11 protein-coding genes are annotated in these 23975 nt (G+C 72.7%); 7 read left to right on the top strand and 4 right to left on the bottom strand.

Features of this window, described 5'->3' with window-relative positions; translation table 11 throughout:
* Positions 1-16: 16 nt before the first annotated feature.
* Entirely contained in the window at positions 17-1390 is a 1374-nt protein-coding gene (locus F603_RS31690) for a cupin domain-containing protein (RefSeq protein WP_158678614.1), read from the bottom strand.
* 247 nt (positions 1391-1637) lie between these two features.
* On the opposite strand from F603_RS31690, the gene F603_RS31685 reads away from it, so the two are divergent.
* Positions 1638-2864, top strand: a complete 1227-nt coding sequence (locus tag F603_RS31685; RefSeq protein ID WP_158678613.1) for a cytochrome P450 — start codon at positions 1638-1640, stop codon at positions 2862-2864.
* Here F603_RS31685 and F603_RS31680 read toward each other — a convergent pair.
* Positions 2804-3583 carry a YqcI/YcgG family protein gene (locus F603_RS31680; RefSeq protein ID WP_078503566.1) on the bottom strand — a complete coding sequence of 260 codons (780 nt, stop codon included), beginning with the start codon at positions 3581-3583 and terminating at the stop codon, positions 2804-2806. The genes F603_RS31685 and F603_RS31680 overlap by 61 nt on opposite strands.
* Before the next feature lie 276 nt (positions 3584-3859).
* Between F603_RS31680 and F603_RS0106375 the strand changes: the two genes are divergently transcribed.
* On the top strand, positions 3860-5374 hold the full coding sequence (locus F603_RS0106375) for a class I SAM-dependent methyltransferase (RefSeq protein ID WP_019545177.1): 1515 nt from the start codon (positions 3860-3862) through the stop codon (positions 5372-5374).
* Between the two features lie 378 nt (positions 5375-5752).
* Entirely contained in the window at positions 5753-6508 is a 756-nt protein-coding gene (locus tag F603_RS0106370; RefSeq protein ID WP_019545176.1) for a LuxR C-terminal-related transcriptional regulator, read from the top strand.
* Between the two features lie 19 nt (positions 6509-6527).
* On the opposite strand, the gene F603_RS0106365 is transcribed toward F603_RS0106370, so the two are convergent.
* Positions 6528-7298: a thioesterase II family protein gene (locus F603_RS0106365; protein ID WP_026328184.1), complete on the bottom strand. Its 771-nt coding sequence runs from the start codon at positions 7296-7298 to the stop codon at positions 6528-6530.
* Positions 7299-7621: 323 nt separating this feature from the next.
* On the opposite strand from F603_RS0106365, the gene F603_RS31675 reads away from it, so the two are divergent.
* The 3 genes from F603_RS31675 to F603_RS33370 are packed head-to-tail and all read left to right on the top strand — an operon-like array spanning position 7622 to position 21887.
* Entirely contained in the window at positions 7622-11014 is a 3393-nt protein-coding gene (locus F603_RS31675; RefSeq protein WP_019545174.1) for a non-ribosomal peptide synthetase, read from the top strand.
* Between the two features lie 5 nt (positions 11015-11019).
* A complete protein-coding gene (locus F603_RS33375) occupies positions 11020-15249 on the top strand; it encodes a type I polyketide synthase (protein ID WP_019545173.1) in 4230 nt (1409 codons plus the stop codon).
* A 2-nt stretch (positions 15250-15251) separates the two neighbouring features.
* Positions 15252-21887 carry an SDR family NAD(P)-dependent oxidoreductase gene (locus F603_RS33370; protein WP_019545172.1) on the top strand — a complete coding sequence of 2212 codons (6636 nt, stop codon included), beginning with the start codon at positions 15252-15254 and terminating at the stop codon, positions 21885-21887.
* Between the two features lie 76 nt (positions 21888-21963).
* Here the strand turns inward: F603_RS33370 and F603_RS0106345 are convergent, their stop codons facing one another.
* Complete coding sequence (locus F603_RS0106345) at positions 21964-22692, bottom strand: class I SAM-dependent methyltransferase (protein ID WP_019545171.1); 729 nt, start codon at positions 22690-22692, stop codon at positions 21964-21966.
* A gap of 430 nt (positions 22693-23122) precedes the next feature.
* On the opposite strand from F603_RS0106345, the gene F603_RS0106340 reads away from it, so the two are divergent.
* Entirely contained in the window at positions 23123-23938 is an 816-nt protein-coding gene (locus F603_RS0106340; protein ID WP_019545170.1) for a class I SAM-dependent methyltransferase, read from the top strand.
* Positions 23939-23975 lie beyond the last annotated feature (37 nt).

Below are 23975 nucleotides of genomic sequence, written 5' to 3'. Positions count from 1 at the left end.
GTGCGGAACGGGGCCGTCAGACCTGGCTGAGCAGGTCCTCCGTGATGACCGGCTGGTGGTAGGTGCAGGTGCCGGAACGGACCATCGAGCCGTGGAGCCGCTCGGCGGGGATGAGCAGCTTGTCGCCCTCGTCCATGGGGATCATCTCGCCGACGTTGTTCCAGAAGTGCATCTGCCCGACCTCGACCACGACGAGCCTGTGGTCGTCGTGCACGTGCGTGGTGGAGGTCTCCTCGTGGGACTCGACGAAGGTCTCCAGGTCCACTTCGAGGGCGTTCTCCTTGATCATGGCGTCGAGCTTCTCGGCCTTGACCTTGTACTCGTCGAGCCGGTCCGCCCAGTCGAGTTGGACGGCCAGGTCCCCGTCCGCGACCGCGGCCAGTCGCCGCGCGTCCTCGAAGCCGCGGTGGAAGGAGACCGATGCCTCCGAGCCGAACCGCTGCAGCAGCGGCTCGAGGAGCTGCCGCGTCAGCGCCGCCAGGCTCTCGCCCGTGACCGGGGGAGCGCCGGTGAAGTAGGCCGGGTCCGAGTTGCCGTACGCCTCGCGGACCATCTCGGCGTACCCGCCGGCTGTGACGGCCTCCTCGATGCGCCGGTACACCCAGGCGCCGAGGAACTCCGACAGGCGGCCGTGGTCGTGCGCCACCGTGTGCAGGTGGTTGGCGCCGGCGAAGGAGGACGAGAGCAGAAACTGCCAGTAGGCGTACGGCTCCGCGGAGAGGTCCACGTCGGTGAGGAGCCGCCGGTAGTCGGCGGCCCGCGCGGCCCGATCCGTGTAGTCCTCCAGCAGCAGGCCGCGCAGGGCGGGGTGCGCGGTGTCGTAGTCGCCGAGCAGGGTCCGTGCGACGGCGCTCTGGGCGGCGGGCCGGTCCGCGGTCAGCTGGACGAGGGCGAACGTCGCCGCCTGCTTGCGATGCCGGCACGAGCGGGCGACATCGAGCGCCCGGCTCGGGGCTGCGCGCCGCTCCTCCAGCACCGCCTGCACGTGGGCGACGAGCCCGGTGAGCGGGCCGTCGAGCGGAGTGTGCTCGTCAGCCAGCCAGTCGAAGAGGTGGTGCTCCAACACCCCTGCCGCCTGCTGCCCGTTGAGGCGGTTCTCCGTCGAGCGGAAGGCGTCGGCGTCCTCCCGGCTCGGGTGGCCCTCGCCGCCGCTCGGCAGGAACAGCAGGTCGGTGTCGTGGACGGTGCGGAGCATCCGGTGGCCGAGCAGGGAGCTGAGCCGGAGGACGAGCTCCGCGGTGAGCGGCTTCCCGTAGTCCAGGAACCCGAGGTCGTGCGGGCGGACGGGGCGGCGGAAGGGATTGTCGTCGTTGACCAACTCCTCGGCCGTGGCGCTCCGGAGAGGAGAGTTCGCCGCGTATCGCCGCACTATCCCGTTGGGGTCGTCCACGGTGCTTTTTATGCGCGACACAGGGGGCATGAATTTCCCTTTCCTCGGGCGTCTGCGGTGTACTTCCCCGACCATCTGAAGCTTGAGGGAAGCTAGCAAGCGGTTCTGACCAGCGTCGTCAAACCAGGGTTGGAAAGACCGAGCACAACCATGAGTTGAGCACATGGGGCTCGGGTAGGCTGACGTTCCGCGACTGCGAATGATCAGTCGCCGACGGGACCGTGACCGGAGGAAAGGAATATCGAGAATGTACGAGCCCCAGACTGCGCCTCCTTCGAGTACGGCCGAAGGAGGCAGGGTTTTACGGGACTGGTTGGCCGAAAACCGCCGGAAGAACCCAGTGCGGTGGGACGAGGAGAGCGGAAGCTGCGAGGTATTCGGTTTCGCCGAGACGCAGCAGATGCTGCGTGATCCGGAGACTTTCTCGTCCGACTTCGCCAGGCTGGTCCCGCCCCAGGAGACCCCGCCGGGGCAGCGCCCGGTGCCGAACCTGCTGGAAGGGCACCTGAGCGTCACCGACCCGCCCCGGCACCACAAGCTGCGCAAACTGGTCTCACAGGCGTTGAGTCCGCGTGCCGTGCTCGAACTCGAAGGCGCCGTCGTCCAGATCACGGCGGACCTCCTCGACGCGATGGAGGGCCGCGACGAGGTCGAGATGGTGAGCTCCATGTTCAACCCGCTGCCGGTCACCGTCATCGCCCGGCTGCTGGGCGTCCCCGCGTCCGACCACGCCAGGTTCCGCGCCTGGGCCGACGCCCTGGTCTCGGCCAACCACGATGCGGGGGCCGTCGACTCGTCCCGGCTCCAGGTGCCCGCGACCATGGACGCACTTTTGCTGGAGATGGAGTCCTACATCCTCGACCACGCGGCGCACCGCCGGCGCCACCCGTCGGACGACGTGCTGAGCCGGCTGGTGGCGGCCGAGGTCGACGGCGAACGCCTCAGCGAGACAGAGGTGTTCACCATCGCCCTCATGCTGCTGCTCGCCGGGCACATCAGCACGACGCTGCTGCTGGGGAACAGCCTGCTGTGCCTCGACGCCGACCCCGCGGCCCTCGCGGCGGTGCGCAGCGACCCCGACGCGGTGCCGGGCGCCGTGGAGGAGGTACTGCGCTACAGTCCGCCGGCGCCGCTGATGTACCGCCTCACCAGCCGTGCGACCTCGCTCGGCGGCGTCGACGTCCCGGCCGACACGATGGTGGCGAGCTGGGTGCTGTCGGCCAACCACGACGAGCGCCAGTTCTCCGAACCGGAGAGGTTCGACATCACCAGGACTCCGAACCCGCACCTCTCTTTCGGGCACGGCATCCACTTCTGCATCGGTGCCCCGCTCGGCCGCATGGAGGCGAGGATCGCACTGTCGATGCTGCTGGAGCGGTGCAAGGAGCTGAACTTCGCCGAGACTCCGGTCTACTACGACTCGCCGACCATCTTCGGCGTCCGCCGGCTGGTGCTCGACTCGCCCGTCGGCTGACGGGCCACGGCGCCGTCGGCCGCACGGTGCCGGAAGGGGCAGCGGGTCTGCTCGGCCCCTGCCTCGTCCGCGCCGTCGGGGAGGAAGTACTGGCGCCACTCCCGGTTGTCCGGGTCGCCGTACGACCCCAGTTCGGGGGAGGCGGGGACGGCGTCGTAGCGGTGGAGCCGCTTGCGGATGGTGCGCCGCGCCGCCGCTCCCGCCGGGGTGTCGGCGCCCAACTCTTCGAAGACCCACCGGGGTTGGAAGGTGATGAAGAAGACCGGGCTGTGCCGGCTGCGGCGCAGCCGGTGTGCAGGCGTGTTGCAGACGACGAAGATCGGCGTGCCGCCGAAGCTGAACTCCCACCACGCCTCGTCCGAGTCCCGGGGAACCTCGGCCGGCCACGGCCGGGTGTCCGTGTCGTGCAGGTGCTGGAGCACCGACCAGAACCGCTCGTTGTACTCGGACAGCGACCGGACTTCCCCCTCCTGCCTGAAGAAGACCACCAGCGACGTTTCGCGCCCCAGATCGCGGTACCGCTCCAGGTAGCCGGTGAGCAGATCGCCCAGCCGCCCCCAGGTCTTCTCGTCGTCGAGTGAATCCACGAACCCGAAACGCAGACCGTCGCGCTTGACGCCCGCGACCGCGAAAGTACAGGGGAAAGGGGATTCTGCCGAGAGCAGGACCTCCCTTAATTCACGCACACAAGCGGAGCCCCATTCGGGGATGTCACCCATGCAAATTTCCGACATCTCAGTCATCCCGACGGTAGTCCCTCCGCTGTGTCTTTCTCGTCCGGGTGGCATCGGGCCAGGACGGTAGCAACGCGGACCGCGGAAGTCGTCCAACCAGGGTAGGTATTCGTCGCTGCGCCCGCGAGTGCAGAAGATGCGGCCCTCTCCAACGCCGGATGCATTCTCGGGGTTCCTGGTGTGCATCTTTTCGCAGACTAGCCAGGTGAGTAGCATGTGCGCGAATTCGGCTCGGTGCAGGACAGAGAAAAGGGGACCCGTATGCCTGTTTTCGGTACCGGTGCACAGGGCGGCGAGGTGGAGCGGGTCCTCCTGGCGCACCCCGGGGTCGACCGCGCGGTCGTGCTTGGCGAGGGGGGCTCGTGCACGGCCTACGTGGTCCCGCGGCGCAACGAGGCCGTCGCGGACGACGCCGCCGAGCTGGGACGGCAGTACGTGGCGGAGTGGCAGGGCGTCTACGACCACGTCTACGCCCAACCGGAGCCGGAGGACCCGACGTTCGACACCCGGGGCTGGTTCAGCAGCTACACCGGCGCCGAACTGACGGCGGAGGAGATGGGGGCCTGGGTCGACGGCACGGTGCGCCGCATCGCGGGGCTCGGGGCCCGGCGCCTGCTCGAAGTGGGCTGCGGGACGGGCCTGTTGCTCCACCGGCTGGCGGGCGGCGTCGAGCGCTACGTGGCGAGCGACGTCTCGGCGGGGGCGCTGGAGCGCATCCGTACCGCCTTCGGCCACCGGCCCCCGTCCGGCGTCGAACTGCGCCAGGCGCCCGCAGACGATCTCTCGTTCGCGGCTCCCGGGTCCGTCGACGGCTTCGTCGCCAACTCGGTGTCCCAGTACTTCCCCGACGAGGAGTACCTCGACACGGTGGTGCGCCAGGCCGCCGACGTCGTGGACGAGGGCGGGTACCTCTTCCTCGGCGACGTGCGCTCGGCGGCGGTGCACCGGGCGTTCGCCGCCGGTCTCGAGCTGTCGAGGGCACCGGAGCGGGCGTCGGGCGAGAAGGTGCAGGGGCTCGTCGAGCGCCGCTGCTGCACCGGCACCGAACTCCTCATAGACCCCTGCTATTTCACCGGTCTCGTCGAGCGTTTGCCGCGCGTGGCCCACGTCGCGGTGCTGCCGCGCCGCGGGCTGCGCAGAACGGAGATGAACCGGTTCCGCTACGACGCGGTGATACGGCTCGACAAACTGCCGGGGGAGGAGGCGGCCGTCCCCGACTGGCGGCCCTGGAAGCAGGATCGCTGGAGCGCGGACGACCTCAGGCGGCATCTGACGGCCGAACGCCCGGCGGGCGTCGGCCTGCTCGGTGTCCCCAACGCCAGAGTGCTCGCCGACCACGTAGCGGCCGAACTCCTCGCCCGTGCGGACCGCCCGGGGACGGTGGGCGAGGTGCGGAGCGCCGCGTCGCAGGCCGCGGGCGAGGCGGTCGAGCCGGAGGAGGTCTGGGCGCTCGGCGACGACCTGCCCTACGCGGTCCGGCTGAGCTGGGCCCGCTCGCTGCCGGACGGCGCCTTCGACGCGGTGCTGGTCCGCCGGGACGCTCCCGGCGCGGTCGACGTCCGCTTCCCCGACGCGCCCGCCCCGCCGCGGAGCCCCGTGAGTCGGCCGTGGTACGGACGCGTGGAGAACCTCAGCCCCGCCAAGCTCCGCGAGCACGTGCGTGCCGGCGCTTCCGACGTACCGGTGCCCGGACGCTTCGTCCTGCTGGAGTCCCTGCCGTGCACCTCGGACGGAGAGGTTGACCGGGCGGCACTGGGCGCGATCCAGTGGGCCTGAGAGCCTGACAATGCCATTCACGGGGCGCGGTGCGCACTCATGGCCGCGGAGCGCCTGCGGGAAGATATGGGCGCACTGTCAAGCGCGGCGCCGAGTCGTTTTCGGTATGGCTGAAACATGCGTGCACGCGACCAATCCTGCTGCGATCTTGAATGGTTGATAAGGCGCCGCTGTCGACATTGCACCCGGATTTTCTTGATCGGCTTGCAGGGCATTCCGCCACGCGAAAAAAGATCACGCCAAACCGAGAATCATACTCGGTTTCGAAGGGGCCTGTCATATGCTGTGAGGCGAAGAAGGGCCTTCTGTTTCAGTAAGGGTGCGTAGCTGGGCGCACTGTCACCTGCCTGCCGAAAGTCCTGAAGACGGGGGAATGCTATGCGATGGACGGATCGGTACGAAGCGCTCAAAAGGCCGCACGCCCGGTCGGCCGCCGGCGATCTCTCCGTCGGCCTGGTGCTCGCCGACGAGCAGCCTCTCGTGCGTCGCGGACTGCGCGCCCTCTTCGAGAGCGACGCCGCGTTCCAGGTGAAGGGCGAGGCGGACAACGGCAGTTCGCTGCTGGAGGCGGCCCGGGTCCACCGGCCGGACGTCGTCGTGATGGACGCCCGGCTGCCTGGCCCCGACATCCTGGAGGTCGTGCGCCGCCTGGTCGAGGACGCGCCGGAGCCCGTCGCCGTCGTGCTGCTCGCCGCCGAGGGCGGCCTCGACGACAACTGGGTTCCCGCCGCTGCCCGCGTCGGAGCGCGGGGGTTCCTCTTCAAGCATGGCTCCTCGGAGAAGATCGTCTCCGGGGTCAGGGACGTGGCGGAGGGCGGCGCCGCAATGAGTCCGGGGATCGTCGGGCAGGTGCTCAAGGTGCTGCGCGACACGACACACCGCGCCGCCGCTCCCCGGCCGTGCGCCGAGCTCTCGCAGCTCACCCGCCGTGAGATGCAGGTCTTCCAGATGGTCGCGCAGGGACTGACCAACCAGCAGATCGCCGATGTCCTGGTGCTCTCGGAGGCGACGGTCAAGTCCCACTTCAACCGCATCTGCCGCAAGCTCGCGCTGCGCAACCGCGTCGACGCGGTGATCCTCGCCTACGAGCGGGGCGTCGCGGGCGGGATGGCGGAGCACGCCCCCACCGCCTGACGGCCGTCCCCGCATGCGCTCAGCCGGACACCGGGTCGTCCGTCGCACCGAGCCGGCACGCCACCTCGTGCACGATCTCGGCCGCGTGGTCGTGGAGGTAGAAGTGGCCTCCGGAGAAGACCTGCAGACCGAACCCGCTCGTGGTCGCCTCGCCCCAGCGGTGCATCTCCTCGGGCCGCACGTGCGGGTCGTCGGCGCCGCAGAACCCGGAGATCGGTGCGGCGATGCCGGCGCCCGGCTCCGGCCGGTAGGTCTCGATGAGCCGGTAGTCGTTCCGGATCGCCGGAAGGAACAGCGAGCGGAACTCCAGGTTGTCGAGGAGCGTCTCGGAGGTGCCTGCCAACGCGCGGAGGTCGGCGAGGAGATCGTCGTCGGAGAGCAGGTGCACCGCGGTGGCACGGGCCGCGTGCGGCGCCGGGCGCCCCGAGACGCACAGCCGCGCCAGCCCGCCGGGGCAAAGCCGCTCGATCCGGCGCGCCACCTCGAACGCGACGGTCGACCCCATGCTGTGCCCGAACAGCACCAACGGCCGGTCGGCCGACATCGGCAGGTCCGCGGCGATCTCGTCGGCCAGCGCCGCCATGTCCGGGGCGTGGGGCTCCCCGAAGCGGTCCTCGCGTCCCGGGTACTGCACCACGAGCACCTCGGCGTCGGGCAGCAGCCGCGTCACCCATTCCTGGTACGAACTGGCGCCTCCCCCCGCGTGCGGGAAGCACACCAGACGTGGTGCGCCCGCACGCCCCCTGTGTCCGCGTATGCAGCCGCGAGAACCCGTCGTATTGGCCGTCACGATTCCTCTCCTCGCGGTCCACGCCCGTCTCTCACCGCACCCGGGTTTCCGCACGTGAAAATGTTCGGTCTTCCCGAGGAGTCGTGAGCGTACATTCGGCCCCTGATTCCGACAAGGGAGCGCAGACAAGGCGGAACCACGGTTGGAGACGGTAATGGCTACCGGGGGTGGACGACCCCCGTGTGGCGCGCTGTTACGTTCGGTCGCGGCCGGTGAGAGCGAATCCACGCCTCATCCGCCGAGCGTGATTCCGAGAAGTCCACCGGAGTTTTCGCGCGCATTCGACATGCTGTCACGAGCCAGGAATCAGGGGACCCGTAGCAGTGACGAGCACCGAAGAAGAGACGGAATCCTCAGCCGAGGAACAGCGCCGAGAACTCACCCGGCTGCTGCTGGCGGAAGCCGGAGTGCGCGTACCGGAGCCGGCCGCAGGGGACGCCGTGGAGGGCGCGGGGCCCGCGCCCCTGTCCTCGGCCGAGCAGCGCATGTGGCTCCTCCGCCAACTGCGGCCCGACGACATCACCTACAACCTGTGCGGGGGCCTGCGGTTCACCGGCGTACTGGACAGGGCCGCACTGGAGTCGGCGCTCACCGGCCTCGCGGGCGCCCACGACATCCTGCGGACCGTCTACCCCGCCGACGATGCCGGGGCGCCCGTACGCCGGGTCCTCGCACCGGCCGAGGTCCCGCTGCCGCTCACCGACCTCGGCGAGGTCCCGGAGCCGGCCCGGAGCGCCGAGGCGGATCGGGCCGTCGAGGAACAGGGACGCCGGCCCTTCCGCCTCGACAAGGAGCCGCCGATCCGCTGCCACCTCTTCCGGCTCGCGGACGACGACCACCTGCTCAGCGTGACGGTGCACCACATCGCCTTCGACGACACCTCCTGGGGCCGGTTCTTCGACGAGCTGACCGCGCGCTACGCGGACCCCGAGGGCCGCACGGGCACGTCGTCCGGCCGCCGCGCGGCGCAGTACGCGGAGTTCGCGCGGTGGGAGCAGCGGCAGTGCAAGGCGGGCGCCTGGGAGGATCAACTCGCCCACTGGCGCGAGCGGTTGCTGCCTCCGCCGCCGTCCCTCGCACTGCCGGTGGACCCGGATCTGCGCCCTGGGGCCGCCCCCGGTGACGGCGTCCGCAGCGACGCCGTGCTGGACCGGGAGGAGAGCCGGGCGGTGCGGTCGCTCGCCCGGGAGTGCGGTGTCTCGCTGTACACGGTGCTCCTCGCCGCCTACCAGGCGCTGCTGCATCGGTGGACCGGCGAGGAGGACGTCGCCGTGGGCTCGCCGGTCGTCAACCGGGCCCGCTCCGCGTTCGAGGAGACCATCGGCAACTTCGGCAACACCGTGGTGCTCCGCACCGACCTCGGCGGCGACCCGACCTTCCGAGACCTCGTCCTGCGCACCCGCGACACCTGCGCCGACGCCTTCGGGTACCAGGACCTCCCCTTCGACCGGGTCGTCGAAACGCTCCGGCCGGCCGGAGCGGTGGGGCAAGCCGCGCTGTTCGACGCGGTGTTCTCGTTCGTCACCGAGAAGCCGCGCCGGGAGTCGGCACCTGGTGCGCTCATCGAGGAGCACCCGCACCACAACGGCACGGCGCGCTTCCCCCTCGTCCTGGAGGCGCGGGAGACCGCCGACGGCATCGCTTTCGGCCTCACCGCGCGAGCCGACCTCTACTCGCCGCCGGCGGTCGAGCGGTTGCTCGGGCATCTGCTCGCCCTCCTCCGCCGAGCGACCGCCCGTCCCACCGCTCCGCTGGGCGTCCTGCCGGTGCTGACGGAGCCGGAGGAGCGGGCGGCTGCGGAGTGGAGCCGTTCCTACGACGAGCCCGCCGAGACCCGGCCGCTGCACGAGCTCGTCAGGGAGCAGGCCGAGCGCACCCCCGACAGCGTCGCGGTCGTGGCGCGCGACGAGATGCTGACCTACCGGGAGTTGGAGAGCCGGGCGACCGAACTCGCCGGCCGGCTCTCGGCTTCGGGGGTCGGACCCGAGCGGCTCGTGGGCGTCCACCTCGTACGCTCGCCGGCGCTCGTGGTGGCCCTGCTGGCGATCCTGAAGGCCGGCGGCGCCTTCGTGCCGCTGGAGCCTTCGCTGCCAGCCCTGCGCCTCAAGTCCCTCGTCGACGACGTCCGCCCCGTCCTCGTCGTGACCGACCGCCGTACCGCGCAGCTCCCGCCCCGACTGGACGCCCCGGTACTCGACTTGGCAGAACCCCACGCCGGGCCCCCGGCCGCCGGCCCCGTCCGCGTCGACATGGAGAACACTGCCTACGTCATCCACACCTCGGGCTCCACGGGCGTGCCCAAAGGGGTGGTGATCCGCCACCAGGCGATCTCCCAGCGCCTGGTGTGGCAGTCCGGGCTGCTGCGCATGACAGCGGAGGACCGCGTGCTCCACAAGGCCCCGATGGGCTTCGACATCTCCGTCAACGAGATCTTCCTCCCCCTCGTCAGCGGCGCCCGGCTGGTGCTTGCGGACCCGGGCGCCCACGGCGACGTCGCACACCTCGCCGACGTCATCGCCAGGGAGGGCGTCACCTTCCTCTACATCGTCGCCTCCATGCTCGACGTCCTGCTGGAGCGCGACGACATCGCCGAGACGGCAGGTTCGATCCGGCACCTCTGGTGCGGCGGCGAGGCGCTCACGCCGGAGCTGTACCGCCGCTTCCGTGCCCGTCTCGACGCGACCATGTACCACGGTTACGGGCCCGCAGAGGCCACCATCGGCGTGAGCTGCCGAGTCTTCAGGGAGAGCGAGGACGGAGCCGTCGTCACGATCGGCCGGCCCAACCCGAACGCCCGTGTGCACCTCCTCGACGGACGGATGCACCCCGTCCCCGTGGGCGTCGTCGGCGAGCTGTACCTCGGGGGCATGCCGCTGGCGAGGGGGTATTACGGCGACCCGCGGCGGACGGCCGAGGCCTTCGTCCCCGATCCGTTCGCCGACGTACCGGGCGGCCGGCTCTACCGGACGGGCGACCTCGGCCGCTACCGGACCGACGGCGGCATCGAATTCGCGGGGCGCAGGGACGACCAGGTCAAGGTGCGCGGCTTCCGGATCGAGCTCGGCGAGGTGGAGAAGGCACTCACCTCCCACCCCGCCGTGCGCCAGGCGGCCGTGCTCGTGCGCACCGGGGAGCCGGGCGGCGACCGCCTCGCGGCCTGGTGTGTCACCGAGCAGGACGCCACCGCCGCGGAGCTCTCCGACTGGCTGGCGGGCCGGCTGCCGCACTACGGCATGCCGGAGGAGCTGCATCTCGTCGAGGCGCTGCCGCTCACCAGCGCAGGCAAGACGGACCGCAAGGCGCTGCTCGCCGCACCCCGCCCCGCGAAGGCGCCGACCGCGCCGGTCTCCGAACCGCTCGGCAGCGGCCTCGAACGCGACATCGCCGCCATCTGGGCCGAACTCCTTGGCAGGACCGACGTCGGAGCCCGTCACAACTTCTTCGACCTGGGCGGCAACTCCCTCCTCCTCGCCCGCGCCCAGACGCTCTACCACCGCAGGCTCGGACACGACGTCCCGCTGATCGAGCTCTACGACCACCCCACCGTGGCCTCCCTCGCCGCCTGGCTGGCACGCGGCTCCGAGGCCGCCGACCCGCACGCGCTCGACCTCGTGCGGCAGCGCGCCATCCAGCAGCGCCGGGCGGCGAAGCGTGTGGCGGACGCCGGACGGACGGCACAGCAGCGGGACCGGACGCCAGGCGAAAGGACGCGGTGAGACGCATGACGAGCGACTGGGCACACGACACGGACGGCGGCGAGGACCACTTCGACCGGGGAACGGACGTGGCGATCGTCGGCATGGCCGGACGCTTCCCCGGTGCCCGTGACCTCGATGCCTTCTGGGCGAACCTCGTCGAGGGCCGGGAGTCGGTGGCGCCGCTCAAGGAGGGCGACTACCTGGCGGCCGGCGGCGACCCCGCAGGGTGGGACGACCCGTACCTGGTCAAGGCCGCCTCGGTGGTAGAGGGCATCGACGAGTTCGACGCCGAGTACTTCGGCTACCCGCCCGCCGAGGCCGAACTCCTCGATCCGCAGCAGCGGTTGTTCCTCCAGTGCGCCCACCACACCCTGGAGCGGGCCGGATACGGACCCGGCGTCGCCACCGGTCCCGTCGGCGTCTACGCGGGCGGCGTCCTGAGCCGCTACCTGCTGGACCACGTCCACCCCCGGCTGCGGGGCAGTGACACCGTCGCGCTGCACCACGCCCAGCTCGGCAACGTCAACAGCACACTCGCCACCCGCGTCTCCTACGAACTCGGCCTCACAGGGCCCAGCGTGGCGGTGCAGACCGCCTGCTCCACGTCGCTCGTCGCCGTGCACATGGCGTGCCAGGACCTGATCGCCCACCGCTGCGACATGGCCCTCGCGGGCGGCGTCGCGCTCAACCCCGCGCTGCGCCAGGGGTACCGGTACGTCGAGGACGGCCCGTTCTCGCACGACGGCCACTGCCGCCCCTTCGACGCCGACGCCACCGGGATGACGCCCGGCGAGGGGCTCGGCGCCGTCCTCGTCAAACGCCTCGAGGACGCACTCGCCGACGGCGACCACATCCACGCCGTCATCAAGGGCAGCGCCGTCAACAACGACGGCGACCGCAAGGTCGGCTTCGCCGCGCCCAGTACCGCCGGGCAGGCCGAGGTGATCGTCACGGCCATGGCGCTCGCCGGCGTGGACGCGGAAACCGTGGGCTACGTCGAGGCCCACGGCACCGGCACCCCTGTCGGCGACCCGATCGAGACGGCCGGGCTCCACCGCGCCTTCGCCGGCACCACCGCACGCAGGAACTACTGCGCCCTCGGCTCGGTGAAGAGCAACATCGGCCACACAGACGCGGCCGCCGGCATCGCCGGACTGCTCAAGGCCGTGCTGACGCTGGAGCACCGCACCATCCCCCCGACGCTCCACTACCGCACGCCGAACCCGCTCCTCGGCCTGGAGGACAGCCCGTTCTACGTGCCCGCCGAGAGCCGCCCCTGGGAGAACGAGGGGCGCCCGCGCCGAGCCGGCGTCAGCTCGCTCGGCATCGGCGGGACCAACGCCCACGTCGTACTGGAGGAGGCGCCTCCCGCCGCACGCCCGGAGCCCGCACCGCGCGGTGCGGAACTCCTGGCACTCTCGGCGCGCACCCCCGAGGCGCTCGACGCGGTCACCGCCGAGCTCGGCGACCACCTCCGGGCGCGTCCGGGGGCGCCGCTCGCCGCGGTCGCCCACACGCTCCGGGCCGGCCGGCGCGTCCATCCGTACCGCCGCAGCGTCGTCGCCGGGGACCTCGACGAGGCGTCCCGTCAGCTTTCCTCCGCGCACGGCGCCCCGGCCGCCGAGGCGGAGGTTGACCCGCAGGTGGTCTTCCTGCTGCCCGGTGCGGGGTCCCAACACCCGGGCATGGGACGCGAACTGTACGACACCGAGCCGGTCTACCGCGCGGCGGTCGACAGGTGCGCGGAGATCCTGCGGCCCGTCCTCGAGCACGATCTCAGGGACATGCTCTACGGCCGGGACCGCCCGTCGACGACCGGCGGCGTCTTCCCCACCCTGCTCGCCACCGAGTACGCCCTGGCGACGCTCCTGATGTCCTGGGGCGTCCGCCCCGCCGCCCTGCTGGGCCACAGCCTCGGCGAGTACACGGCGGCGTGCCTCGCGGGGGTGGTCTCGCTGGAGGACGTCCTGCCGCTGGTGGTCCGCCGCGAGGAGCTCTTCGCGCGGTCAGCGGGCCGCGGCGGCATGCTCGGCGTCGACCTGGACGAGGACGCGGCCTCCCTGCTGCTCGGGGACGGCCTCTCGCTGGCCGCCGTCAACGGCCCGCACTCCTGCGTCCTCGCGGGACCGCAGGAGGCGCTGGACCGCGCCGAACGAAAGCTGCTGCGCGACGGCGTGGACCACCGCCGCATCCGCTTCGGCGCTGCGGCCCACTCCTCCCTGCTCGACCCGATTCTCGGCGACTACGAGGCGGCCCTGTCGGCCGTCCCCCTCCAGACGCCCGGCATCCCGTACGTCTCCAACCTGACGGGCACCTGGATCACCCCGCAGGAGGCCGCTTCCCCCGCGTCCTGGGTGCGTCACACCAGGGAGCCCGTCCGCTTCGGCGACGGGCTGCGGACCCTGCTCGGCGAGGGGAGTCCCGTTCTCCTCGAAGTCGGGCCCGGACGCGCACTCACCGGCCTGGTACGCGCACAGGCCGGCCCCGGCACCCGGGTGCTGCCCGCGATGCGCCACCCCCGCGCCGAGGAGCCGGACCGCCGCGCCCTGCTCGACACCGTCGGACGGCTCTGGACGTACGGCGCCGGCGTCGACCTCCCGGCCCTCGCCCCCGAACTGCCGCCCCGGCGCGTGCCCTTGCCCGGCTACCCGTTCGCGCGCCGCCGCCACTGGATCGCGCCGCACCGCCCGACGGGCGCGGCGGCTCCGCCCGCCTCCGGCGACCGCGGGTCCTTTCCCGTCGCCCTCTCCGCGCAGCTCCCGCGGATGGCTGGCGACCAGGAGCGGCTGCGCGCGGAGTACGCGGCCCGCCGCCTGCCCGCGCGGCTGACGGGGCTCCTCGACCGGCTCGCCACGGCCCACGTGTGCGCCGTCCTGGGCGAGGCGGGGATCGACGCCGCCCCCGGCGCCGCCGTCACGGCCGAGGAGGTGCACACCGCCTTCCGCACCGTCCCCGCCTACCGGCCCTTCGTGGACGCGCTGCTGCGGATGCTCACCGACGACGGCATCCTGACGGCCGACGGGCCGCGGCTGCGCTTCACCGACGCCCTGGCCGAAGTGCCCGCGCCCGCCGCGCTCACCCGGGAGATCCTCGACGCCCACCCGGACCAGGCCGAGGACTTGGCCTTCCTCGAACACTGCGTGCGCCACTACCGGCAGGTACTCGACGGCACGACGGCCGGCACCGAGGTGCTGCTGCCCGACGGCTCAGACGAGCGCCAGCGCGCCCTCATCGACCGCCGCCTCGCTTTCAGCGACATCCCGCTCCACCGCCGCCTCGTCGCCGAGACGGCGGCCCGCCTCGCGAAGGAGGCAGGCCGCCGGCCCGTCCGCATCCTCGAGATCGGCGCCGGACGCGGCTACCTCACCTGGAGCGTGGCCGAGGAGCTGCGTGGGGTGCCGGGGACCGAGTACCACTTCACCGACCTCGGCCGCTCGTTCGCGCTCGACGGGCAGCGCCGGGCGCGCGAAGAAGGGTTCGAGGGCATGGAGTTCGGGGTCCTCGACATCACGCGCGACCCGGCCGAACAGGGCTATCCCCCCGGCGGTTTCGACCTCGTCCTGGCCTTCAACGTCCTGCACGCCACACCCGACGTGCGCCGCGCCGTCCGCAACGCCGGCTCCCTGCTCGTGCCCGACGGAATTGTCCTGCTGCTGGAGGCGACGCGCCAGCAGCGCTGGTCGCTGATGACGACCGGCCTCTACGAGGGCTGGTGGTACTTCGACGACGACGTGCGCACGCACTCGCCGCTCCTCGCCCCCGACCAGTGGACCCGACTGCTCACCGACGAAGGCTTCGCCGACGTCACCGCGTTCACCGAAGGCGGGGAGGCCGACCACGCCCTCATGGCCGCCCGCCGCCCCGATGGCCCCGGGGGCGCCGCCGTGGTCCCGGCCCCCGCGAGGCCCTTCAACCGGCGGCCCGACCTCTCGGTGCCGTACGCGCCTCCCAGCACGGACCGCGAGAAGGACGTCGTACGGGTCTGGGAGGAGGTCCTGGGCATCGACGGGATCGGTGTCCAGGACAACTTCTTCGACCTCGGCGGCGAGTCCCTGCTCGCCATGCAGTTGACGGCCCGGCTGCGCGACGCCGTCGGCGCCGACCTGCCGATGCGCCGGATCTTCGAGACCCCGACGGTCGCCGAGCTGATCCCCGTACTGGAGGAGAGCGCGTCCTCAGCGGCCCCGCGCATCCGCCCCAGCGCCCGCCGCTCCGCGGCGGCCCTTCCCCTCAGCAACGACGGAACGGAGTAGCCGTGCCTCCGGCCGACCACGACCAGTCCTCCACCCTCGCCGCCGAAGTCCCGGCGCAAGAAGGCGAGTTGCACTTTCCCGCCTCCTACGCCCAGCAGCGCATGTGGTTCTTCCACCGCCTGGAGCGGGGCAACCCCTTCTACAACATCCCCCTGGCCCTGCGCCTCACCGGCGACGTGGACCGCGGCGCCCTGCGAGCGGCCCTCGACGACGCCGTCGCCCGCCACGAGATCCTCCGCACCACCTTCGCCGCGCGGGACGACGAACCGGTCCAGATGGTCGCTGCCTCCGGCACCGTCGAGCTGGAGGCCGCGGAGGTGACGGCGGAGCAGGAGCAGGAGCGGGCACGGGAGTGGGTGGCCCGACCGTTCGACCTCGCCGAGGGGCCGCTGTTCCGGGCGGCCCTGCTCACCACGGCGCCCGACCGCCACCTGCTCCTGCTGTGTCTCCACCACATCGTCACCGACGGCTGGTCGCTGAACGTTCTCACGCGGGAGCTTGCGGCCTTCTACCGCCATCACCTGACCGGGGAGCCGACGGGGCTCGAACCCCTGGAGATCCAGTACGCGGACTTCGCCGAGTGGCAGCGCGCCCGCCTCGGCGGGGGCGAGCTCGACCGCCTGCTCGCCCACTGGAGCGAGCGCCTCAACGGCGACCTGCCCCTGCTGGAGATGCCGACGGACCGCACCCGCCCCGAAGTGCAGAGCTTCCGCGGCGCCCGCGTCGACTTCGACATCCCTGGCACCCTCGCTGCCCGGCTGCGCGAGACGGCACGCGCGCACGGGGCGACGCTCTTCATGGCGCTCCTTGCGGGCGTCGCCGCGCTGCTCCACCGCTACTCGGGGCAGGAGGACATCCTGATCGGCTCCCCCGTCGCGGGCCGGGACCAGACGGAGACGGAGTCCCTCCTCGGCCTCTTCGTCAACACGCTGCCGCTGCGCACCGACGTGTCGGGCGAGCCGTGCTACGCCGAGCTGCTGCGCCGCACACGGCAGACGTGTACGGATGCCTACTCCCACCAGGACGTGCCCCTCGACAAGCTCGTCGAGCACCTCCAGCCGGAGCGCGACCCGGGTCGCAACCCGCTCTTCCAGGTCCTCTTCGCGCTGCAGAACCCGCCCCGCACGGAGTTCGCCCTGCCGGGCGCCGAGCTGCGCGCCGAGGCGCTGCCCCGCGAGTCCACGCGGTTCGACCTGGAGTTCCACCTCTGGGAGGACACGGACAGGCTGCACGGAGCGGTCGTGTACAGCACCGACCTCTTCGACGGCGCCACCGTGCGTCTCCTCACCGACCACCTGGGCCGCCTGCTGGCCGAAGCCGTCCGCGCCCCCGAAAGTCCCCTGGCCGAACTGCCGTTGGGGGAGGCCGCCGGGCACACCGTTCCGCGCGGTCCGGCCGCTCGGACGTCCGTGCCCGAGGCTCTCGCCGCACAGGTGCGGCGGACGCCGTCGGCCACCGCCCTCGTCACCGGCGACGGCACGGAGCTCGACTACGCCGCGCTGGCCCACCGCGTCGCCCGCACGGCCCGGGAACTGCACGACCGGGGCATCGCAGCCGGGCGGCGCGTCGGGGTGCGGCTGCCCGCGGGGACCGAGTCCGCTGTGGCCACGTTGGCGCTGTTGCGACTCGGCGCGGTCTGCGTACCGACGGGCCCCGCGCTGCCCGACGCCGCCGCCGCGCGGTGGAGCGCGGACGCCGGCGTCGACGCCCTCCTCACTGACGGCCGGACGGACGCGGTCGACGGCGTCGACGTCATCGAGATCGGCGATGTCGCCGGCGCCACCGGTGCACCGGACTCGGCGGAGCCCGCAGATCCGCCGCCCGGAGACACGCCGCGGGGCGATGCCCCGGCGTTCGTCGTCCTGGGCGGCGACGGCCCCGTCGCCCTCCGCCACGCCGACCTGTGCGACTCCGCCGACTGGCTCCAGGACCGCACGCCGCTCGCCCCGGGCGACGTGGTCCTGCACCACACGGCCGCCCCGCTCGCCGCGTCCGTCCACGCTCTGCTGTGGCCGCTGCTCCACGGCGCCGCGGTGTCCCCGGCCGAGGTCTCCGACGGAGCCGGGCTCGGCGCGGCCGTCGACGACCTGGGCGTCACCGTCGCGCTGCTGCCCCCCACCCGGCTCGGGGCGCTCGTCGCGCACGCGGAGTCGGCGGGCCGGCCCGAGGGGCTGCGCCTGGTCCTCACCGACGGCGGCCGCCTCACCCCGGCGCTCGCCGACCGGTTCCACCGCGCCTGCGGCGTCGCACTCCACTGGCTGTGGGCGCTGCCGGAGGCCGGCGGCTTCACTGCGGCCCTGCATGCGCGTCCCGGGTATCCCGAAGGCGACCTCGTGGCGGCACACGACGGCAACCGCCCCGTCACCGTCACCGATGCGCGCGGGTGCCCCCTGCCCGACGGCCTCCCCGGCAGCCTCCACGTCACCCCGCACGGAGCCTCCGCGCCGCGACCCACGGGGCGGCAGGGCCGCCGCCTCCCCGACGGGCGTCTCACCTTCGCCGACGACGCGTCCCGCGTCCGGCTTGACGGCTTCGACGTCCCGCGCGCCGACATCGAGTGCGCGGTCCTCGCCGACGAGTCCGTCGGCGCCTGCGCCGTCCTGCCCCGCGTCACCACGGGCGGCGTGGAGGAGCTCGTCGCGTACGTCGTCCCCGCCGGCGCCTTCCACCCGCGGCGGCTGCGGGAGCGCGTCGCGGCCCTGCTGCCCGCGCCACTCGTACCGCGCGCCTTCAGCGCCGTGACCGCCCTGCCCCACGACCGCGGCGGCCGCCTGCACACGTCTGCACTGGCCGCGCTCCCCGTCCTCGACGAGGAACTGGCCGCCCGCTGGGAACGAGAGTCGCCGGGGTCGGCCGTGCTCGTCGAGGACGCCGGTACGGCGGGGGAGGACGAGGAGCGCGTCCACGTGGGCAGCGCGGGCGGCGGGGAGCGCAGCGCAGCCGCGCCCCCGCCCGAGCCGGAGGCCGGAAAGGGGCGCTCCCCGGCCGTCGCAGGCGGCGCGCCGCCCCCCGAGCTCGACGTGCGCACCCTGCCGCAGGCGCTGCGGCGCGCGGCGGAGGACGGGCACGGCGGCCTTGTCCTCGTCGACCGCCACGGGAAGGAGCGGTCCTCGGAGTACGCCGAACTCGCCGCCGAAGCCGCACGCGTGCTGCGGGGAGTGCGCGCCATGGGGCTCGCACCGGGCGAGCGCGTCCTTCTGCAGTGCCCCGACAACCACGACTTCCTCGTCGCGTTCTGGGGCTGCGTCCTCGGCGGCCTCGTGCCCGTACCGCTCGCGCCCGCCCCCGACTACGCGCAGGACAGCACCGCCGTCGACCGTCTGGCCACCGCCTTCGACATGCTCGGTCGGCCGCCCGTGCTGACCGACGAGGCGACCGCCGCAGAGCTGCGGGCCCTCGGCGAGCGCCGCGGCTGGCAGAATGCCCTGCGCCTAGGCGTCCTCGACGAGCTCCGTCGCAACGCACCGGACCCGGCTCCCCACGCCGCAGACCCGGAGGACGTGGCGGTGCTGCTGCTCACCTCGGGCAGCACGGGCCGGCCGAAGGCTGTACCGCTGCGTCACCGCAACATCCTCGCCAGGTGCGCGGCCACCTCCCTCGCCAACGGCTTCACCCGCCACGACGTGACGTTCAACTGGATGCCGCTCGACCACGTCGGCGGCGTCGTCATGTTCCACGTGCGCGACGTCTACCTGGGGTGCAAGCAGATCCACGCCACCACTCAGGGTGTCCTTGAGGACCCCCTGCGCTGGCTCGAGGCCGTCCACCGGCACCGGGTCACCCTTACCTGGGCCCCCAATTTCGCCTTCGGGCTCGTCAACGACCGGGCCGAGGAGGCTGTCGGGAACGGCTGGAACCTCTCCTGCCTGCGATTCATCCAGAACGCGGGGGAGGCGATCATGCCCCGGGTCGCCCGGCGGTTCCTGCAGGCGCTGCGTCCCCTCGGGCTCCCCGAGACGGCGATGCACCCTTCGTGGGGCATGTCCGAGACCTCTTCCGCCGTCACGTACTCGGACACCTTCACGCTGGCGACGACCAGCGAGAGCGACCAGTTCACCGACGTGGGGCGCCCGCTCCCCGGCACCGCGATGCGCATCGTGGGCGACGGTGGCGAGACCGTGCCCGAAGGCGTCGCGGGCAGGCTCCAGGTCAAGGGACCCACCGTCACCTCGGGTTACGACGACAACGAGGAGGAGAATCGCGCCTCCTTCACCTCCGACGGCTGGTTCGAGACGGGAGACCTGGGCGTCCTGGAGAACGGCTCGCTCACCATCACGGGACGTGCGAAGGACGTCCTGATCATCAACGGCGTCAACTACTACTGCCACGAGATCGAGTCGGTGGCGGAGGAGCTCGACGCCGTGGAGAACTCCTTCACCGCGGCCTGTGCCGTGCAGGAGCCGAGCTCGCCGGGCGAGGTGCTCGCCCTCTTCGTCCACCTGCGGCCCGACGCCGAGGTGGCGGACGCGCTGCGCGAGGTCCGCGCCCGGGTGGTCGGCCGCACCGGGCTCAACCCCCACCACGTCCTCCCCGTCGCCCGCGAGGAAATCCCCAAGACGGAGATCGGAAAGATCCAGCGCGCCCGGCTGCGCGAGCGCTTCCACACAGGCGGCTTCGACGACCTCGTGGCGCGCACCGACCTGCTGCTCGGCAACGAGCGGACCCTCCCCAACTGGTTCCACGAGCGCGTCTGGCGGCCCGCCCGGCCGATGCCGGGGCCCGCCGCTTCCGAAGGCGCCCCCGTACTGCTGCTCTCCGACGCAGCCGGCCTCGCCGGCGCCCTCGCCGACCGACTGGCCGCGCAGGGCCGCCGGTGCGCGCGGGTGGACCTGGGCGAGGGGTACGCCAGGGAATACCGCGGCCACTACCGGATACGCGGTGAGCGGCCCGAGGACCACGAGAGGCTACTCGACGCGCTGGCTGCCGACGGGTTCGCGGCGGACGAGATCGTCGACCTCACCACTTACGCGCCTCGGGACGAAACCGGTGCGGACGTCCCGGTCGAGACGGCGGCACTGGTCCACCTCGTCCAGGCGGTCGCCGCCAGGCGCGGTGCCGAACAGCAGGTGACGCTTCGGGTGGTGGGCCGGCACACCCAGCAGGTCGCGGACGGCGAGGCGGTGGACTGCGGGCGTGCGGCGCGGCTCGCGCTGATGGCCGCCTTCGCGCAGGAGGCGCCCTGGCTGCTCTTCTCCCATCTGGATTTGCCCGAGGCGCCGCCGGAGGAGCAGGTGCCGCACGTACTGCGCGAACTCGGCGCCCGCCGCGGGGAGTCGGAGGCGGCGGTTCGCGGCGGACGGAGACTCGTACCCCGGATCGCCGCGCTGCCGGCCGTACCCCGGTCGGCCGCTCCGCTTCCCCGCGGAGCGCTGTACGTCGTCACCGGCGGACTCGGAGGACTCGGCGCGGAGGTCTGCGCCCACCTGCTGGACGCGTACGACGCGCGTCTGCTCGTCCTCGGCCGCACCGCGCTGCCGCCGGAGGGCGAAGGCGCCGACGACCGGCGTGCGCAGGCGTACCGCTCCCTGCGCACCCGCAGCGAGCACGTCCTCTACGTTGCGGCGGACGTCTGCCGCGAGGAGGAGGTGGGCAGGGCGCTGCGGCAGGCCCGCGACCGCTGGAACCTCGAACCCGCGGCGGTGCTTCACCTCGCGGGGGTCTTCGGGCAGCGCCCCTTCCTCGAACAGTCGGTGGACGAACTCGCCGAGGCGATGGCGCCCAAGACGAGGGGCGCCCGGGTCCTCCTCGACGCCCTCGCACCGCACGCCGCCTTCGTCGGCTTCTCCTCCGTCAACGGCACCTTCGGCGGCGCCATGGTCAGCGCCTATGCGGCGGCCAACGCCTCGCTCGACGCGCTGGTCCGCAACCGGTACGCGAAGGGAGGCGCCGCCCGCAGCCTCGCCTGGAGCATGTGGGACGAGCTGGGGATGAGCCGCGGCCTGGGCCTCGCGGAGCCGGGACGCGCACGCGGCTACCGTCCGCTCGGCCGCGCTGAGGGGCTGCGGTCGCTGGTCCACGCGCTGCGTCATGACCGGCCGCACGTTCTCGTCGGCCTCGACCCGTCCCGGCCGTGGATACGCGGACGCCTCGACGCCCCGGCCAGGACCGCTCAACGCCTCACGGCCTACACCGAGTCCGCTCCCGGCACCGACCGCCCCGCCTCGCTGCCCGACCGCTACGGCGTCCCCGTCGACTGCCGGCTGGTAAACCTCGACGCCCTCCCGCGCACGGCCGACGGCGAGGTGGACCGCTCCGCGCTCCGCGACGCCGACCGCCCGCGCGAGGAGGCCGGTCCGGCCGAAGGGACGCAGCGCCTCGTCGCGCGGGTCTGGTGCGAGGTCCTCGGCCTCGACCGGGTCGGCACCGACGAGAACTTCTTCGACCTCGGCGGCCACTCCCTCCAGATGTCGCGCGTCCACAGCCTTCTGGAGGCGGGGCTGAAACGGGAGTTCTCGATGGTCGACCTCTTCCGGCACCCGACGGTCGCCTCGCTCGCCGCCTTCCTCGACGGCCTGGTGTCCGAGACCGCGCCCAACGGGACAGGCAGCCCCGACGACACAGGGACGAGCCGCCTCGCGGGTCGCCGGCGCGCGGAACGCCGCCAGGCGGGGACGCGGGGGCGGCGCCGTCGCGGCTGACGGCCGCACGCGGCCCGTGTCCACCGCCCGGCTCCGACTCCCGTATCCGGCACGGCAGTCGGAGCCGAGCCGCCCGTCACACGTGAGCGACGGCGAGGATCTTGTCGCTCTCCAGGGACAGCGGACCGCCGTTGTCGCCGTGGAGATCGATATGGGAGAACCCCGCGTCGCCGAGCCAGTACCTGAGCTCCGACGCCGAGTAGAGCCGCACGGAGTAGGGACGCCGGCTCAGTTCGCCGTCCCGCAGCAGGAACCGGATGCAGTTCATCCGGCCGGTTACGAGGTCGAGGCGGCACTGGTCCACCAGCAGGTCGCCGTCGCGCTCCACCACGCGGCCGGGGCGGAAGTCGCCGACGAGCGCGTCGCGATTCCGGATCTCGAGCAGCAGTCTGCCGCCCGGACGCAGGGAGCGTCTCACCCGGCGCAGCAGACCGAGGTTCTCCGCGTCCGAGAAATAGCCGAAGGTGACACTCCACAGCAGGGCCCGGTCGAACCCCTCGACCTCGTCGAGGGACCTCATGTCGAGGCGCTCGTACGTGACGTGCACGCCGTACTCCTTGGCGGCCTCGACGGCCAGACCGAGAGCGTGGCCGTTGGCGTCGACGCCGACCACGTCGTTCCCCGACAGCGCGAGGCGATTGGCCACGCGGCCGGTCCCGCAGCCGAGATCGAGCACGCGCATCGGCGGCTCGATGCCCAACAGGCTCTCGATGACGGGCATTTCCTGTTCGGTGAGCTCGTCGCCGACCTGGTACTCGTGGAAGTACAGGTAGTCCTCGCCGAAGAAGTCTTGCGAGTCGAACATGGTTGCCCCTCTTTGCGTCGGTCGTCCTGCGGGAGAAGGCCGGAGCTGCTTCGGTGCCGTCCGTGCCGGGACGCCGGCCGCGCAGAGTGGACGGTAGGGGTTCGGGAGCGTCGAGCACGGGCTCGGGGGCCCGTTCCAGGGCGATGGGACTGCGCGGGAAGCCGGCGCGCAACGGGCTGCACAAGGCGCTCCACCCTATCGAGCGTCGGCACGGCGCAGGCCGCTTCGGCCCCCGGGCCGCCCCCACGGGGCCGGCATCCCCGACGGACGCCAACACGGCGGCGACGAGCGCCCGTTGGGCATCGTGGCGCCGCCGAGCGGGCTCCCGTACGATCTGTCCTCACGACCCGCCCTGGCCGCCGGCCCACGGCCGGCCGGCGCCGCCCACGGCGGATCGGGCCGGTGACGACCGCTGCTTTCGAGGAGCGCGATGCCTGACCGGAACAAGGCTGCGGACGCCTGCGCAGCCGGCCTCTTCGCAGGACTCGGCGACGACTACGACGCGGCCCGCCCCCGCCCCCCTCACGAGATCGTCGACCTCCTGTTCGAAACAGGCGCCGCCCCGGCGCCCACCGTCGTCGATCTGGGGGCGGGCACCGGCCTCTCCACGCTCCTGTGGGCCGGCCGTGCTTCCCGGGTGGTGGCCGTGGAGCCGGCGGCCGACATGCGGGCCGTCCTCTCGCGGCACGTGACGGCCGGGCGTTTCGCCGGCACACCTGTCGAGGTCCGCGACGCCACAGCGGAGGCCACCGGCCTCCCGGACGCCTGCGCTGACGTCGTCACCGCCTCCCAGTCCCTGCACTGGTGCGACACCGCTCGGGCACTCCCCGAGATCGCCCGGATCGTGCGCCCCGGCGGTCTCCTCGCCGTCTACAACCCGTCCTGGCCGCCGCAGGTGGACCCCGAGGTGGACGACGCCTTCGTGGAGTTCCGACGCCGGGTCCGGCAGGCGCGGTCCCGGGGCCGCACCTCCGCGCGCCCGCGCGGTCCGGGTACACACGAACTGCTCGCCGCCTCCGGCCTGTTCCGGGAGGTGCAGGAGTGCGAGCTGCATCGGAAGGAGACGGGCGACGCGGCCCGGCTGATCACGTGTGCGCTCACCATCGGCGACACCGGGAACCTGCTCGCCTCGGGAACGACCGAGGCCGACATCGGCCTCGACGCACTGCGCGAGGTCGCCGCCCGCAGGCTCTCCGCGCCGCGCGACTGGCGCTGGACCTACCGCCTGCACCTCGCCCGGCGGTGACGGCTCCCCGCCCGCGACCACCCCACGACGAGAGGCA

It is taken from the genome of Streptomyces sulphureus DSM 40104 (assembly GCF_000381025.1).
GTDB lineage: Bacteria > Actinomycetota > Actinomycetes > Streptomycetales > Streptomycetaceae > Streptomyces > Streptomyces sulphureus.
The sequence above is the reverse complement of the archived record's forward strand: the minus strand, read 5'-3'. Positions and strand labels throughout refer to the sequence as shown.